The sequence below is a fragment of the Bombella sp. ESL0385 genome (genome assembly GCF_009725755.1).
Classification (GTDB): Bacteria; Pseudomonadota; Alphaproteobacteria; order Acetobacterales; family Acetobacteraceae; genus Bombella; species Bombella pollinis.
Genome location: NZ_WNIJ01000001.1, coordinates 771,796 through 787,546 on the forward strand (window position 1 = coordinate 771,796; position 15,751 = coordinate 787,546).

At 54.2% G+C, this 15,751-nt stretch carries 11 protein-coding genes; 2 read left to right on the forward strand and 9 right to left on the reverse strand.

What is annotated here, in order from left to right; genetic code table 11:
- Positions 1 to 20: 20 nt before the first annotated feature.
- Genes GM557_RS03545 through GM557_RS03555 form a run of 3 tightly spaced genes read right to left on the reverse strand, consistent with a single transcriptional unit; the run spans position 21 to position 2,833 of the window.
- Positions 21 to 1,031 carry a hypothetical protein gene (locus GM557_RS03545; RefSeq protein WP_155572979.1) on the reverse strand — a complete coding sequence of 337 codons (1,011 nt, stop codon included), beginning with the start codon at positions 1,029 to 1,031 and terminating at the stop codon, positions 21 to 23.
- Positions 1,032 to 1,085: 54 nt separating this feature from the next.
- Positions 1,086 to 1,364, reverse strand: a complete 279-nt coding sequence (locus GM557_RS03550; protein WP_155572980.1) for a hypothetical protein — start codon at positions 1,362 to 1,364, stop codon at positions 1,086 to 1,088.
- Entirely contained in the window at positions 1,361 to 2,833 is a 1,473-nt protein-coding gene (locus GM557_RS03555; RefSeq protein ID WP_155572981.1) for a PepSY domain-containing protein, read from the reverse strand. Before GM557_RS03555 ends, GM557_RS03550 begins: the two co-directional genes overlap by 4 nt.
- A gap of 203 nt (positions 2,834 to 3,036) precedes the next feature.
- On the opposite strand from GM557_RS03555, the gene GM557_RS03560 reads away from it, so the two are divergent.
- The gene (locus GM557_RS03560) at positions 3,037 to 5,274 is read left to right on the forward strand and encodes a TonB-dependent siderophore receptor (protein ID WP_155572982.1); all 2,238 of its coding nucleotides are present in this window, start codon (positions 3,037 to 3,039) and stop codon (positions 5,272 to 5,274) included.
- A gap of 64 nt (positions 5,275 to 5,338) precedes the next feature.
- On the opposite strand, the gene GM557_RS03565 is transcribed toward GM557_RS03560, so the two are convergent.
- Both GM557_RS03565 and mutS read right to left on the reverse strand, forming a co-directional pair.
- The gene (locus GM557_RS03565) at positions 5,339 to 8,131 is read right to left on the reverse strand and encodes a [protein-PII] uridylyltransferase (RefSeq protein WP_196424586.1); all 2,793 of its coding nucleotides are present in this window, start codon (positions 8,129 to 8,131) and stop codon (positions 5,339 to 5,341) included.
- A gap of 40 nt (positions 8,132 to 8,171) precedes the next feature.
- Positions 8,172 to 10,868: a DNA mismatch repair protein MutS gene (gene mutS / locus GM557_RS03570; RefSeq protein WP_230880586.1), complete on the reverse strand. Its 2,697-nt coding sequence runs from the start codon at positions 10,866 to 10,868 to the stop codon at positions 8,172 to 8,174.
- 179 nt (positions 10,869 to 11,047) lie between these two features.
- On the opposite strand from mutS, the gene GM557_RS03575 reads away from it, so the two are divergent.
- Complete coding sequence (locus GM557_RS03575; RefSeq protein WP_155572984.1) at positions 11,048 to 11,521, forward strand: GAF domain-containing protein; 474 nt, start codon at positions 11,048 to 11,050, stop codon at positions 11,519 to 11,521.
- 4 nt (positions 11,522 to 11,525) lie between these two features.
- Here GM557_RS03575 and murJ read toward each other — a convergent pair whose 3' ends face one another.
- The 4 genes from murJ to tsaD are packed head-to-tail and all read right to left on the reverse strand — an operon-like array spanning position 11,526 to position 15,723.
- Positions 11,526 to 13,082: a murein biosynthesis integral membrane protein MurJ gene (gene murJ, locus GM557_RS03580; RefSeq protein ID WP_155572985.1), complete on the reverse strand. Its 1,557-nt coding sequence runs from the start codon at positions 13,080 to 13,082 to the stop codon at positions 11,526 to 11,528.
- Between the two features lie 3 nt (positions 13,083 to 13,085).
- A complete protein-coding gene (locus tag GM557_RS03585) occupies positions 13,086 to 13,583 on the reverse strand; it encodes a glutathione peroxidase (RefSeq protein ID WP_155572986.1) in 498 nt (165 codons plus the stop codon).
- Between the two features lie 56 nt (positions 13,584 to 13,639).
- Positions 13,640 to 14,611, reverse strand: a complete 972-nt coding sequence (locus tag GM557_RS03590; RefSeq protein WP_099026062.1) for an NAD(P)H-dependent glycerol-3-phosphate dehydrogenase — start codon at positions 14,609 to 14,611, stop codon at positions 13,640 to 13,642.
- Positions 14,608 to 15,723 carry a tRNA (adenosine(37)-N6)-threonylcarbamoyltransferase complex transferase subunit TsaD gene (gene tsaD, locus GM557_RS03595; RefSeq protein WP_155572987.1) on the reverse strand — a complete coding sequence of 372 codons (1,116 nt, stop codon included), beginning with the start codon at positions 15,721 to 15,723 and terminating at the stop codon, positions 14,608 to 14,610. The genes GM557_RS03590 and tsaD overlap by 4 nt, the downstream gene beginning before the upstream one ends.
- Between the last annotated feature and the right edge of the window lie 28 nt (positions 15,724 to 15,751).

Here is a 15,751-nt window from a genome sequence, read left to right on the forward strand (position 1 = left end):
TCTATAACACTGAAATGCCATTAGGGCAGAGCAATTTCCAGAAGATGATAATGGCTATCTGCTGCTGTTGGGCCAAGCAGGACCGCCAAATGGCGTTGTGGGCTGGTTTTATCCTTTAAAACAGTGAGGGCTTGGGCATCATAAAGCCGGTCATCATGGAGGAGACGCAGCGGGATTCGGTCTGGCCCAAAGGCGAGGAGGTCGCCATGCTCAATATCAGCCATATAAAGCACATCGTGGCTATCTATCGTTAGGCCACCAAGGCTAGGGGTGCGCCGCCAATTCGCCATGCCCTCAATGCGTTCAGCTGGGCCGAGGCTCGGGTCGGTGAGTAGGTTTGTACCAATGCGATAAAGCGGCCCTGTTGGAGCCTGATAAAAAAGCCATTGGCGGTTGTGATCTAAAGCGAGGAAGCGGATATTCCCGCCTGTCTCTGCTTGGCCGCTAGCGGTGGTAACAGGCTGCCCCCGGCGCATAAGAGGGCCGTGCCCGCTCAAGGTAGGGGAGCCTTCTAACAGCCGTTGCATTTTGCCTGTTTTTAGGTCGATGATGATAAAGGCCGGGACGCCATCATCAGCAAGAATGGCGGTATCATGCGCAATACGCATCGCTGCGATATGGCTACCCGTTGTGAGAACTTTTGTAATGCTAATATGATTAAGAATAACACCAGTATCAGGCGCGAGATTGAGGAGCTCTGGCTTAGGGGCTGGGGCTACAGCCCATAAGCCTTGTGCTGTAGCGGTGACGGCACTGAGGGGGGGAAGCTCATCCATGAGGGTGGTGAGGCGGCCATCAACGGGGTCTAAGCGGTAGAGCTTGCCTGTTTTGTCTAACGTAAAGGGAGCCCCAGCGGGGAGGGCTGTGAGCACAGGGGCGAGCGGTTGGCTGAGGGGGAACTCCTTTACCACCTGCGCAGGCGTGGGAACATCCCGCCAAGGGCGGTCCGCATGTGCGGCAGTACTCACGCCCAAGAGGGTGGCAGGGAGGATTAAGGCTGAGGCCAGAAGGCGAGAGAAACAGACTTTCATAACGGGTATTTTGAGGCTTCCTGTCATTTTTGCAAGTAGTGTTCCGCTAAGGTTTCATTTTCGCATGAGCTTTTGGGGAAGGTAAGGCAAGGCAATGCCGAGGAAAACACCCATAAGTGGCGCGCTAAAGCCCCAGAGAAAAAGGCCATCTAGCCCTGCAAGGCGATAGCTTAGGGCTAAGGCGATGAAAGGGCCTGCGATATAGCAGGAGCGTTGCCATGGGGTAGAGCGTGGAAGATGGCATGGGTTCTGCCGCCTATGGGGAGGCAGGCTGTTGAGATAACAGAGCCCAATGAATCCCCATAGGGGGAGGAGTATCAGGAGGGTTATCATCGTTTTGACCTCAAAATAGCGCGTTTTTTGGCATAATGAGGATGGTAAAGAAGGGCCAATAGGCACGCCCCTCCCAGACAGGCAGCAAGAGCATCAATGCTAAGAAAAAGGGCTGGGCGGCCTGTATGGAAGGGACGAGTGGCAAGGTCTAGCCCGCTTGTGCCAAGGCCTAAGAGCATCAACATCATCAATAAATGGCGGGCAGCATGGCGGCTTATCAAGGCGTAAAGAAGTGATACACCCCATAAGGTGAAGAAAAGCCCTTCCTCCCATAAGATGGGGGGGAGGGGGGCAGGGAGCCGTGTACTCCAGAAAAGAGCAAGGGTGGCGAGGGGTAAGCCGAATATTGTCGCCATGCTCACTGCGCGATAGAGCCGTTGCTGAATATGCTGACTGTAAGTGATGGCGTGATGATGGCAGAGGTGATTTTGCTCCGATTGTAAGAACAGCCTCATGCCGGAGCCGATAATTAAGCACCCTAAAAGGCCAGTGAGCCCATAAAGACAACGTGTGACGAACCCCGCCCAGCGCAGGTTATGCACCCCGAGGAAAACGCTATGTAGAGTAGGGCATAAATTGTGCGGGGGAAGGCGCGGGCGTGAAGCTGTTATGGCTTGGCGGTAAAGGCAGAAATGTAGTGTATCAGGGGCATATAAGGCGAGCTCTTTGCCCGCAAGCATGAAGAAGCCATCGCCCTCATCACCCCATTGCTGTTGTGCGTTTTGGGCTAATTTGGTGATGAGTGCATCAGAGATAGGGGGTGATGTTTGACTATGGGCCTGATGGCGGTTTGCAGGTCGTGCTGCGTGGGAGGGCGGATTGATAAAATGAAGGAGTTTTTGGGATTGCAGCACAAGGCCAGAGCCCCCCACGATGAAAAGAATTGGTATGCTGAGCGTTCCCCCAAGGAGGTGGAGGTCCAACCATTGGCGATGGCGTGCCGCATGAGGGCGGAAAAGGAGCAAGTCAGGGAGAAAGCGGCGGAGTTGAAGCCATAAACCGCTGATGAGGGCTATCATCAAGGTCAAGCCAGCTAAGGCAGTGAGACATTGTCCCCACGGCGTAGGAAGATACAGGCTGCTATGGAGGGTGGTGAAAAAGGAGCCCCCGACAACATCCGATGTGAGGAGAGGCAAGCCGGTATCGGCAGCAAGCGTAGGGCCGCGGAAAATATGGCCATCATAATGCCATAGGCGGAAAACAGGGTCTCGTTGTGAGGGCAGTTTTAAAAAGGCGAACAGGCCTTTATCAAGCTGGGCTTTAAGCTGATGGCTTGCCTCTATAAGGCCGGTTTGGCTCATGGGAGGGGAAGAGGGGCGCAAGGCTGCCTCTGGCTGCATCCAGTTTTGGACTTCTGGCCCAAAGCAAGCAAGGCTCCCTGTAAAACAGAGGATGAATAAAAAGACCCCAAAGGGAAAGCCAACCCAACGGTGGATAACGCGCAAAATGGTGCGGAGCCTAGGGGACATAGGGGTGCGACAACATATGAATGAGAATTGTTCGCATCTTTAATGGGCTTTCTAAACGCTGTAAATGGCGGTGAGAAAGATTGTTAAATGTCGGCAACAGAGGGAGGGGGAAGGTGAGAGTGCTGATAAAGAATCATTGCGAATAATTTTCATTTACATATAAACAGCACTCCCTGGCTCCCTTATTTAGGATGATTGAAGAGATGGTGTCTCTATTTCGTATGTCTTATAAAACTGTTGGTTTATGGGGATTGGTGGTTGGGAGTAGTGTGGCAAGCACACCTTTATGGGCTGCGGAATCATCTCACTATGCTCCTGTTGGTAAAGGAAAGAGTGACGCACAACACCCTTCTTCCAAAGTGACGAAAGCGAACCTAAAACAGCAACACCCTCCACAAGAGACGATCATCGTTAAAGCGCGGCGGCGTGAGCGGATGGAGGTTCAGCTTGGGGGGCAAGCTGGTGTGTTGGGGACTAAAAAGGGGTTAGACCTCCCCTTTAACCTCCGTAGCTATACCTCCAGCATGATTTTGAATCAGCAATCACAGACATTAGGTCAGGTTTTGGAGAATGACCCCTCCGTACGGACAACCTATGGCTACGGCAATTTCTCGGAAGTATTCATCATTCGTGGTCTGCCTATTTATGGGGATGATGTTGCCATTAATGGGCTTTATGGCATTACCCCGCGCCAGCTTGTCTCACCGCAGCTTTATGATTCTGTGCAGGTGATGAATGGGGCGAATGCCTTCCTCAATGGGGCGGCTCCCGGTGGGACCTCTATTGGTGGGAATATCAATCTTCAATTCAAACATGCCGGGAAAGACCCGCTATTACGCGTGACAGGCGATTATACCGGGACAGGCCAAGGCGGCGGTAATGTGGATATGAGCCGGCGGTTTGGGGAAAGTCAGCAATTTGGTGTTCGCTTTAATGCTGCTGGAATGGACGGGCAGACCTCCATCCACGGGGAGCGGCGACATTCCGTGGCATTAGGGTTGGATACGGATTGGCATAATGAGGCAGAGACAACCCGCATTACGATGGATATTAACTACCAGAATCAGAACGTCCAGCAGGGGCGCGGTGGGGTTTTGTTATCATCTGCCTTAACCTCTGTCCCCAAACCAACGGCACCGTCTCATAATTGGGGCCAGCGTTGGAGCTATGAAGACATGCATTATGTCTTTGGGATGGTGAATGTAGAGCATGACCTTAACAAGCACATCACGCTTTACGGAGCGTTTGGCGGGTTAACAGGGAAAGAGGAAGGGAATTATAGCTCTCTCACCGTGACGAACGCCCAAACAGGGGCGGGGACAGATGGCTTCCTTTATGTGCCGTATCAGGAGACGAATGAGAGTACGCGTGGCGGGGCGCGTGTGCATGTTAATACCGGGCCATTAAAGCATGAGATTAATCTTGGGGCATCCAGCTTGTGGAATGAGGTTGCACGCGCATGGGGTTTTGGGAAGTCGAGTGCGAGCAACCTCTATGCACCTATTTATTCGCCTTTGCCTGAAACGACCTTAACAGGGGGGAATGTTCATCATCCTAAAAGAGATATGATGACACGGCTTTATAGCGTGTTCTTCTCCGATACTGTGTCTTTCTGGCATGACCGTATCGCTTTGACAGGGGGCTTCCGTTATCAGAACATTATGACAAAATCCTACGGCTATAAGCAGGTTTTGACGGACCATTATGACCGTGATGCCATCACCCCTGTGGTAGGGCTTGTCATCCATATGACAAAACATTCCTCCTTTTATTTTAACCGTGTTGAAGGGTTGGCGCCGGGCCCACAGGCAACAGGGGCGAATATTGTTAATATGGGACAGCTCTTTGCCCCAGTGCGGACAGTGCAATATGAGTTCGGCGGGAAGTACGATATTGGACGGTTTAGCGCGTCTTTAGCTTTTTACCGCTTAACGCAGCCTAATAGCTATGTCCGCCCTTATGGCAATACAGGGCAAGGTATTTTCACCGTGGATGGAGAGCAGCGTAACCAAGGGATTGAGTTCAATATCAATGGGGAAATTATCAAGGGCCTGCGCTTTAATGGGGGAACGGCCCTCATTGATGCCAAACAGATGAAAGGAACCTATGAAGGGCAACGGGCCATCGGGGTGCCCGGTTATACGATCAATGGGAATATAGAATATGACATCCCTTTTGCTAAAGGGCTGACCTTAACGGGGCGCGTGATTCATACTGGCCATCAATGGGCGAATGCACAGAACACACAGCGTATTGCCAACTGGACGACTTACGACCTCGGCGGGCGATATACGTTCTTGATGACGCGTAAACAGCCTATGACATTACGCTTTGGTGTAGAGAACCTGACCAATAGCCATTATTGGGCATCCTCTTATGGTGGCTATCTGACAGAGGGGCTACCGCGGACCTTTAAAGCCTCGTTGACAATGGATTTATAAGACCAGCTTATGGAAAAGGACCATGCAGTAAAATGGCATGGTCCTTTTTAAGGGGCGGGTAAAGCTAGGTTGGTGGCTCTGCTGTTTGATGGAGGGTGTTGATTAACGCAGCCGCCAAGGCTTCTTCCTGCGCTGGGGAGGTGAGTTTATGGCCCGTTGCATCAGTGATGTAAAAGACATCCACCGCGCGTAGCCCATAGGTCATAATATGGGCGGAGGAGATATGCAGCTTCATCCGGCTGAGCGTGGCTGTGATGTTGTGCAGAAGAGCAGGCCGGTCCCGCCCATTGACCTCCACAATACTACAGCTTTCTGAGGCTTCATTATCAATAAGTACTTGCGAGGGGATATGCAGGGCCTCTAGCCGCCGTGTAAGCGGGAATTGCGCTGCCTTGAGCGTCTCGCTGAGGTCAATCTCACCATGAATGGCTTGGATGACCGTCTCACGCAAGCGGTCCAGATGCTCTTCCTCTATAAAGGCTTCCCCATAGGGGTCTTGGAACCAGAATGTATCGAGCACCATATTGCCGTTAAGCGTATGGATGCGCGCATCGGCAATGGAAGCCCCACATAACGCTAACGCCCCTGTAATGCGGGAGAATAGCCCCGGTTGATCCTTACAAAAAACAGTTAGCTCTGTAATGCCGCGCTCTGGTAGGGGGGCGATATCTAAGAGGATGGCATCATCCCGCCCTTCGGCACGATAGCGGCTAACAAGCCGTGCATGGCGGAGCTGGCTATCTCCATCAAAGCCGAGCCAATAGCCCGGGCGGCCTAACTTGATGAAATGAGCAATATCAGCAGGGGTCATGCCTTCTGCCTGCAATGCCTCTTGGACAAAGATTTTATTTTGCTCTACGCGTTCATCATCTTCTTGGGCTTGTAATCCACCCTCTAAGACATCAGCTATACGGCTGTAGAGGCGGCCAAGGAGAGTCGCCTTCCACGCATTCCATGCGTGTGGGCCAACGGCGCGAATATCAATAATGCTAAGGAGCAATAAAAGCCGGAGCCGCTTGGGGGACTGGATAATATCGGCTAGGTCTAAGATGGTTTGTGGGTCATCAATATCCCGGCTAAAGGCGGTGCGGGAGAGAAGTAAATGATGCAGCACAAGCCATGAGACTGTATCGCTATCGCTAGCAGAGAGACCAAGTTGTTGGCAAATGCGTGTAGCAATTTGTGCGCCAATTTCGGAATGTCCGCCCCCACGTCCTTTGCCAATATCGTGCAATAAGGCTGCGAGATAAAGGATTGTCCTTTGGGTAATGGTGCGGGCAATTTTATAAGCAAGAGGAAGCTCATCAGCCATTTGCCCTTGCTCAATTAGCCGTAAAATACGGATAGATTCAATGATGTGGGCATCAACACTATAAAGGTGATAGCCGTCAAATTGTGTCCGCCCTAAAATGCGAGACCAGCCGGGGAGGAAGTGTGAGAGTATCCCCGTCTCATTAAGCAAAGGCAGCCAGAAGGTGCGCTCTTTTATTGCCTCATGAGTAGGGGCGTCTGCTGGGGCATGGGCCTCTTTTAATGGGTCGCACAGGAGTTTTAAAAAGAGGGAGGCAGCCTCTGCGTTTTCGCGTAGGGCCGCGCTATGGCGTTCAAAGCGGATGAGTTGCTGTAGGGCTGTTGGATGAAGGGTGAGCTGATGGCGGCGGGCACAATCAAGAAAACGGAAAACCGTCACCGGCTCTTTAACCAAAGCGAGAGGGTTCGGCAGGCTAAGATAGCCATCAATACGTTTAAAAGCCTCAGGCCCGGCCTCAATATGCGGGGGGCTTTGCTGGATTTGATGGCGCAGATAGAGAATAAGAGCCGGTTGGAAAACATGCGATAGCCGCATCACCGCGCGTGCCATAAGGAAATGATGCCGCATAAAGCGATCCACCCCACGCTGATGGCCATGATTACCATAACGCATCCGCGCGCCAATAATGGGCTGGACGTCAAACGTTAGCCGTTCTTCATTACGGCCGGTGATGTAATGGAGGTGAAGGCGGACTGTCCAAAAGAAGTTCCATAAAATGCGGGTACGGGCGACCTCACGCTTTGTGAGTAAGCCTAATAAGGTGCTGATAGGCGCAAGACCGCGTGCATGTTGGCGGGTGGATTGCTCTGGTATATCATAGCCAAGAGCTGCATGGCCTATCCAGTTTAGGACTTGTAGGTCCCGCAATCCCCCTTTGCCTTCTTTAATATGGGGCTCGACAAGGTATGGGGTATCACCAAAAGCGAGGTGACGTTCCTCTCGCTGAGCGATGGCCCCGCGGATGAATTTTTTAAGCGAGGGGCCTTTAAGGTAAATATCATGCTGTTTGCGTAATGTATGGGCCAAAGCGGTTTGGCCATAAAGAGGACGAATATCTAAGAGGGTGGTGCAGGCTGTTTGGTCGGTTTTAGCCATCTCCATTGCGCTCTCTATGGTGCGGGTCGCATGGCCAACGCGCAAGCCAAGGTCCCAAAGCGTATAGAGGACATATTCAATAGATTTGATGAGATCGGCTGAAGGGGGCGTCTGGGTGAGAAAGAGGAGGTCCACATCGCTAAAAGGTGCCATGAGGGCCGCCCCATATCCCCCTGTCGCACAAAGGCAGAAGGCTTCACTATGTGCAGGCTGTTCCGTTTCAGAGCCGGGGAGGCCTGCATAACGGGCGAGTGTCTCGATAATATGGTCCATCAAAAGAGCGAGGTTACGGGCTGTTTCGACCCCGTTTGTCTCGCGTTGCTCAAAGGCTTGGCGGATATGCTCACGCCGTGTCCCAAGCTCTGTCCGCAAACGTGTGAGGGCTTCCTCCCTTGGGATGAGGGGCTGATAGGGCGATGGGGGGGCGGAGGTGTAAGGCGTGTTGGTCATAGGGCATTCCCATCTATCGGGGCGGTGGGCCGGGGGGTGGTCATGAGGCTGCACTCTCATCATGCGGCGTGTTGGCGGTGGGGTGCCCTTCAAGCAAGGTTTTTAACTGATAAAGGACGTTATGGGCCTCTCGTGGGGAGAGGGAGTCTGGGTCTAGTTCTTTTAGCGTATGCTCTATGGTGTCTAGCGCGGTGGGTGGTAACGCTGGTTGGGGAGAGGGGTCTTGTTGCTCAAAAAGGGGAAGGGAGGCGGCATGGTGGTTGCTTCTGTGGTCTTCTTCTAAACGGGTTAGAAGCGTACGGGCGCGTTGGATAATAGTAGTCGGTATTCCCGCTAATTTTGCAACATGTAAACCCCAGCTTTTTTGTGCGAGTCCGGGATGGACTTCATGTTGGAAGATGACCTCTCCCTTCCATTCCCGCACGGCCATTGTATAGGCCCCAAGGCGGGGGAGTGTGTCCAGTAATGCGCCAAGCTCATGATAATGCGTGGCAAAGATGGTGCGGCAGCGTAATTGGGAATGGAGTGCCTCTAACGTTGCCCATGCGATGGAAAGCCCATCCAGCGTTGAGGTGCCACGACCAATTTCATCCACCACGACCAGGGAACGCGGCCCCGCTTGGTTGAGGATAGCGGCAGTCTCAGTCATTTCCACCATAAAGGTGGAGCGGCCACGCGCGAGGTCATCAGCGGCTCCAACGCGGGAGAAGAGACGGTCCACAATCCCAATTTTGGCCTCTTGAGCAGGGAGGGGGAGGCCGGCTTGGGCAAGAATGACCGCTAGAGCATTTTGGCGGAGGAAGGTCGATTTCCCCGCCATGTTAGGCCCGGTGAGTAAGATAGCGTGCTTCTCTGGCGGTAGGGCGCAATCATTCGCGATGAAGGGGCTATTATGGGCGGGGTTATCCTGCAAAGCCGCTTCCACCACAGGGTGACGGCAGGCATGGAGGCTGAAATCCTGCCCCTCGGTCATGACCGGGCGGCACCATGAGCCGCGTGCCATGAGAGTAGCGCATGAGAGCAGAACATCCAGCTCGGCCAAAGCAAGGCCGATTTCATCAAGGGCAGGGGTGTTTAGGCATTGCTGGGCGAGGTCGGTAAAGAGGTGGCGTTCTAATTGGTCTGCTTTTTCAGATGCTTCTAAAATAGCTTGATTAAGGGATGTGAGTTCTTCGTTGGAGAAACGCGCGAGGCTTGCCGTCCCTTGGCGGAAGCTTAACTCCTCATGCTGGCGTAAGGTACGACCGGCCGCCGTGGGGACCTCAATAACATAACCAAGTTGATTGTGATGGCGGATACGCAAGCTCGTTATGTTATAATGCTCTGCCAAACGTACTTGAAGCTGAGCCACCAAACGGCGACTATTATCGCGGAGGTCCCGTTGATGGTCTAATTCCGCATCAAAGCCGGGGGCGATGACCCCGCCATCCTCAATCTTGGCGGGGAGGTCCGGGTTTAGCGCAGCGTCTAAGCGTTCAAGTAAGTTATCAGCACGGCCATAAAGACTTGCCCCGATTTGGCGGATGCGAGCGGGCATTGCGTCTGTTGCGAAAGCTTTAAGGGCCTCTGTAATCAGGTTAGCCGCCCTGAGCGTATCGCGGAGTGCTGCAAGGTCCCGTGGGAGGGGGCGTCCGCTAGAGATACGCCCTAAAGCACGCGCTGAATCAGGTGCCTGTTTGAGGATCTCGCGTAACGTAGTGGCAAGCTGAAGGTGTTGATGCAGCCAATCCCACCCCTCTTGTCGTTGCGTGATGAGGGTGAGGTCTGTGCTAGGGCTGCTAAGCCATGAGGCGAGCAGACGCGTCCCCGCTGCCATTGTGGTATGGTTAACACTGCTAAAAAGAGTGTGTTTTGTCCCGCCATCGCGGGATTGGAGAATATCAAGGCTGCTGCGTGTAGCAGGGTCTAGCCCCATGATGGTGTCTAAACCATGGTCGATGGGTGGGGCTAAGCGGGGGAGGCCGCCAGCCTGACTACGGCGGACATAATTTAGCAATACCGCACAAGCTATGCTTTGCTCTGTACTGAAATCCCCTAACGAATCTATTTGAGCAACGTGATAAGCCTCTTTTATCGTGCGCTCTGCTGCGGCTTGGTCTGGGCAGGCCGTGGAGGGGGTGAGAAGGCCTGCATAATCAGCAGGGATGAGGGATGGCTCAGCTACAATCTCGGAGGGGGCGAGGCGGGCAAGAAGTTCCGCTAGCGTATCGCGTTTGAGGCTAAGCATTTCCAACGTGCCGGTGGAAATATCAATCCACGCTGCGCCAAGCTGCTCTTTACGGCGTTTATCAGGGGCAATAACGGCAAGGAGGGTGTTAGCCCGCCCAGCTTCTAGGAGTTCATCCTCTGTGAGGGTGCCGGGAGTTATAACACGGATAATCTCGCGCCGGAGCGGGCCTTTTTGGCCTTTACTTGGGGTTTCCGTCTGCTCGGCAACAGCAACGCGAAAGCCACGGCGGATGAGGCGGGAGAGGTAAATCTGCGCCGTGCCAACAGGGACGCCGCACATAGGGATAGGGGCATCATCATGCATACCGCGCTGGGTGAGGGTGATGTCCAAAGCCAGAGAGGCGGCTTCCGCATCCCCGAAGAATAATTCGTAAAAATCCCCCATGCGGAAGAAAAGTAACGCGTCAGGTTCTTGGTGTTTTAGGCTAAACCACTGCTCCATGGTCGGTGTGACCTTGCCCGTTTTTTGAGCGGGGATTGGGGGGATATGTGGTTTCTGGTCGACCATGCAGAGAAGGGAGCCCTAACGAATATGTAATAATTTGACTAGGTTAGCTAAGATTAACAAGGATTCAACCGCTAAAGCGACTATTTTCTTGCCCTAAAATGGGGAAAAGGCTGGGTATAGGGGGAGATATGATATATTCCCTCTTGTCATCACAGTATTGAGAACGGCATGGTGTGTTCATGAGTACTGCACCGCAAAATCCAATTTTATTTGATGATGTTCTGCCGATGGCCCAAGGATTGCTAGAGGCCGAATGTGATGAGATTGCTAACCTCGCCAATATCGCTGCTTTGTTGTTTGAGGCAATGGCTCAAGTAAATTGGGTTGGGTTTTACATGATGAAAGCCGGCGATCTTGTGCTTGGGCCTTTCCAAGGGCGGGTTGCTTGTACGCGGATTGCTGTTGGTAAAGGCGTGTGCGGCACAGCCGTAGCAGAGCGTGCGACCCAGCGCGTGGCGGATGTGCATACCTTTCCCGGTCATATTGCCTGCGATGGGGCCTCAGCCTCGGAGATTGTTATCCCGATTATGCGCGGCGGGCAGGTTTATGGCGTGTTGGATATTGATAGCCCCGTGACGAATCGTTTTTCAGCAGATGACCAAGAGCAGCTTGAATCATTAGTCCGTTTGATAGAAGCGCATTTCGCTGGCTGAAGGCTTAGCGTTTTAAGCGTTGGAGGAGACGTGCGCGTAGCTCGGTGAGGTTTAAAACACCGAGGAGAAGGAGCAGCCCCCCATAAAGGGCCGCACTGCTGCTGATGAGCAGCATCAACATCCCTAATTTGGGTAGGGCATGCCAGTTGGGGAGGTTAGGGGTAAAGAGGGCGGCTCCACCCCATGCCCACAGCCCCATCAGCACGCCTGCCCCTAGGATACGCCCCGCGCGCGTCAGGCTTGTCATGGTGGGGCGGAAGGAGTCTCGCCGCCATAACATCCAGCCGAGGGCGAGCATATTCACGAGTGCGGCTAAGGTGCTGGCAAGGGGCGGGGCAAGATGAGCTAATGTGCGGTAAAGGAGGAGATTGAGGGCGAGATTGAGCCCTAGCGTGACGAAACCGATACGCACAGGCGTTGTGGTATCGCCCTCAGCAAAAAAGGCCGGGGCTAATAATTTCACGATGATAAAAGCGGGCAGGCCAAGCGCATACATACGCAAAGCCGCTGCGGAGTTGTGAACATCACGGGGGGTGAAGTGCCCATAGCCAAATAGGGTTGCCATAATTTCTGGGGCGAGGCTGAATAGGCCAATCATTGCCGGTAGGCTAAGGAGCAGCGCGTAATCCAGAGCGCGGTTAAGGCTTGCTTGGAGGGCGGGGCGGTCATTGGCGGTGATATGGCGTGTAAAGAGGGGGAGAAGCGTTGTGCCTAACGCCGCCCCTAAGACGCCTAAAGGCAGCTGATTAACGCGGTCAGCAAAATAGAGCCACGAGATAGAGCCTGTGGGTAATAAGGTGGCGATGATGGTATCAATCGTGAGGTTGATTTGCGTTACGCCAGAGCCAATAAGCCCCGGCATCATACGGCGGAGTAAGCGTTTTATGTCGGCTGAAAGAGTGGGGCGGACCAAAGGGGGCATGACCCCGGCGCGTTTAGCGGCCCATAAAAGGCCAGCGAGTTGGACAATACCAGAGAGGGTAATGCCCCAAGCACTGGCTGGGGCGACGCTATGTTGCCCGCAATAAGCCCCGATTAAGATGGCCGCAATCCCAACAATATTGAAGCTGATATAAGCAGCAGAGGCCGCCGCAAAATGGCTGCGTGCATTGAGGATGCCCGCCACAAGGGCCGCGCCGCAAATCAGCACCGTATAGGGCATTGTAATGCGCGTGAGCTGGACTGCGAGGGTGAAACGCTCTGCCCCAGAATGGCGGAAGCCGGGGGCGATGAGGTTAATCACCCATGGCATGAAGATTTCAGCAAGGAGGGTGAGGAAGGTGAGCCATAGCAGCAATAAAGAGAAGGCTTGCCCTGCGAGTAAGAGAGCTTGCTTGCGGCCCTGCTCCTCATAACGTGCGGTAAAGAGCGGCACAAAGGCTGCGTTAAGCGCGCCCTCGCCAAATAAGCGGCGGAACATATTGGGCAGGCGGAAGGCGATTTGATACGCATCTTGCACCGCTCCCGCACCGAGGAACATAGCAAGGAGCTGGTCTCGCACAAGGCCGAGCAGGCGGGAGAGCATGGTCCACCCGCCAACAGTGAGGAGGTTCCGCAGCATAAATTAGCGGCGTTGTGCGCTTACCCGTTGGATTTCCTCCAACAGACGGGGGGCATGCGGGGTTGTGAGGGGGGTGAACCAGCGTTGTAAATGCCCCTCCCGATTGATGAGATATTTATAGAAGTTCCAACGCGGGCGGGAGAGGAAGCCGCCCTCCTTTGCTAACCATTGAAAGAGCGGAATCGCCGCATGTCCCTTGACGATGGATCGCGCGGTAAGGGGGAAACTCACACCATAACGCCGTTGGCAGAATTGCTTAATCTGCCCTGAATCCCCCGGCTCTTGCTGGCCAAAATCATTACTGGGAACGCCTAAGATGATAAGTCCATCCGGCGTAGAATGGCCCATCTCCCGCCAGAGTTGTTGGAGGCCCTCATATTGCTTGGTAAAACCACATTCTGATGCTGTATTGACGATTAAAACCGGACGCCCCCGCCATTGTGAGAGGTCAATCTCTCCCCCTTCAAGCGCGGGTAGTTTGAAATCATACAGGCTGGTCATGAGGGTATATCCTGAAAGCAGCATAAGGCCATAAGAGCCGGACTCGGGGCGGCATATTATTCAAAACAAGGAGGACGGTCCAATAATTCATCACGGGCTTGATGGGGGGTCAGCTCCCCGGAGAGTAAGCGGGTGATGACATTAATAATGGGCGTATCAATTTCAAAACGGCGGCCAAGTTCGCGTAGGGTTGGGGCGGTGAGAACGCCTTCTGCCACTGTATTGCGGCGGGCGAGGATGTCATCAATATTCTCGCCCTTACCCATTGCCACACCAAGGCTATAATTGCGTGAGCCCGCCCCCGTGGCAGTGAGGATGAGGTCCCCCATCCCAGCGAGGCCGTACATAGTGCGCCCTTGCCCGCCCATAGCTTCGACAAGGCGGGCGGTCTCGGCTAAAGCACGGGTAATGATGGCAGCACGGGCATTTTCTCCCATGCCTGCCCCCACACTAATGCCCGCCCCAATGGCGATGACATTTTTCGCAGCCCCAGCAAGTTGCACACCAAGCGGGTCCGTACTGGCATAAAGACGTAAGCTCGGTGTCGTGAGGGCCTGCGTAAGTTGTGCGCTTAATGCGGCATCCTCTGTAGCTAGCGTGGCCGCGCTGGGCATACCTTGGGCGACTTCGATAGCAAAATTGGGACCGGATAAAACCGCAGCAGGGCGGCCGGGCATGGTTTGGGCGAGGACCTCCAACGGGAGGAGGAAGGTGCCTTGCTCCATCCCTTTGCAGCATGTGACGACAGGGACATGAGCAGCAAGCTGCTTTTGTAGTGCAAGGCTTGTATCACGCAGCCCCTGAGTGGGGACGACCAGCAACACAATATCCGCCTCGCTAGGCAATGAGCTGGAAATTGTAACGCTCTCGGGGACAGTCACTTGGGGGAGATGCGGCATGTTGCGCGTCCCTGCGGGGACGGGGGTGCGCGTCCATAAGCTGACCTTAGCAATAGGGGCGAGGCTACAGGCGAGGGCGATTCCCCACGCTCCAGCCCCGATGACGGCAATGCGTGGCGGGGCAGTCATGATGATGGCTCCATTAACGAGGGGGAGATTGAAGCAGAAGGATGAGCAGAAGGCGCGCAGCGTTCGCTTAAGGGCCAACGAGGGCGTGGGGCAAGGGCGATATCACCGGGTTGCTCACCTTGATATAGGCGTTCCAAAGCGGCCCAGCCAATCATGGCTGCATTATCGGTGCAGAAGCGCAAAGGCGGGGCGAGGAAGGCGATATGATGCTCTTGTGCAATGTTCTCTAAGCGTTGGCGCAGCGTTTGATTCGCAGCCACCCCACCCGCTACGACCAAAGCCGTGACAGGTGGGGCTATAGCGAGAGCTTGCTTTACACGGTCTGTCATTACATCAGCGACAGCTTGCTGAAAGGATGCAGCAAGGTCTGCGGCGATGTGTCGAGGCAGAGCCTCTCGGCCAAAGGGTTCAAGATGGCGGGAGACGGCTGTTTTAAGCCCGGAGAAGGAGAAGTCACAGCCGGGGCGACCTTTGAGCGGGCGGGGCAGGGTGTAAGCGCGGGGGTTACCCTCTTTTGCCAGTGCCTCCAAAGCGGGGCCGCCGGGCCAGCCAAGGCCAAGCATCTTTGCAACTTTATCGAAGGCTTCCCCCGCAGAATCATCAATCGTACCGCCAAGACGGCGATATTGGCCGACGCCTTCCACAAGGATGCATTGGCAATGCCCCCCAGAGACTAACAAGGCTAAGTAAGGGAAGTTTGGTGCGGTTTCTTCTGGGCGGAGAGAGGCCGGTAGGCGTGGTGTGAGGATGTGCGCTTCAATATGATTAATGCCCATAAAGGGCTTCCCGCGCGCCATGGCTAGCCCCTTGGCGTAAGAGCTACCAACAATCAAACCGCCAATTAAACCGGGGCCTGTCGTGGCGGCAAAAAGGGCAATATCGCTAAGGGCTAGCCCTGCACGCTCTAAGGTGAGGTCCACAAGGCTGGGCAAAGCTTTAAGATGGGCACGGGCGGCAATTTCCGGCACGACCCCCCCTAAGGCTGCGTGGTCCTCTTGCGAGAGGACGCTTTCCCCCAACAAGGTGCCATGACTATCGAGAATCGCGCAGGCGGTATCATCGCAGGAGGTCTCAATAGCTAAGAGGGGGGTGAGGGAGGATAGGTCGGACATAGTGCCTTATTATGCCGGATTCTCCAGA

What these genes read in the sequence shown, in the direction of transcription:
- GM557_RS03590 (WP_099026062.1), bottom strand. Translation starts at nt 14,611, where the DNA reads ATGACTGCCCCGCCACGCATTGCCGTCATCGGGGCTGGAGCGTGGGGA.
- GM557_RS03560 (WP_155572982.1), top strand. Translation starts at nt 3,037, where the DNA reads ATGGTGTCTCTATTTCGTATGTCTTATAAAACTGTTGGTTTATGGGGA.
- tsaD (WP_155572987.1), bottom strand. Translation starts at nt 15,723, where the DNA reads ATGTCCGACCTATCCTCCCTCACCCCCCTCTTAGCTATTGAGACCTCC.
- GM557_RS03555 (WP_155572981.1), bottom strand. Translation starts at nt 2,833, where the DNA reads ATGTCCCCTAGGCTCCGCACCATTTTGCGCGTTATCCACCGTTGGGTT.
- GM557_RS03545 (WP_155572979.1), bottom strand. Translation starts at nt 1,031, where the DNA reads ATGAAAGTCTGTTTCTCTCGCCTTCTGGCCTCAGCCTTAATCCTCCCT.
- GM557_RS03575 (WP_155572984.1), top strand. Translation starts at nt 11,048, where the DNA reads ATGAGTACTGCACCGCAAAATCCAATTTTATTTGATGATGTTCTGCCG.
- GM557_RS03585 (WP_155572986.1), bottom strand. Translation starts at nt 13,583, where the DNA reads ATGACCAGCCTGTATGATTTCAAACTACCCGCGCTTGAAGGGGGAGAG.
- GM557_RS03565 (WP_196424586.1), bottom strand. Translation starts at nt 8,131, where the DNA reads ATGACCAACACGCCTTACACCTCCGCCCCCCCATCGCCCTATCAGCCC.
- murJ (WP_155572985.1), bottom strand. Translation starts at nt 13,082, where the DNA reads ATGCTGCGGAACCTCCTCACTGTTGGCGGGTGGACCATGCTCTCCCGC.
- mutS (WP_230880586.1), bottom strand. Translation starts at nt 10,868, where the DNA reads ATGGTCGACCAGAAACCACATATCCCCCCAATCCCCGCTCAAAAAACG.
- GM557_RS03550 (WP_155572980.1), bottom strand. Translation starts at nt 1,364, where the DNA reads ATGATAACCCTCCTGATACTCCTCCCCCTATGGGGATTCATTGGGCTC.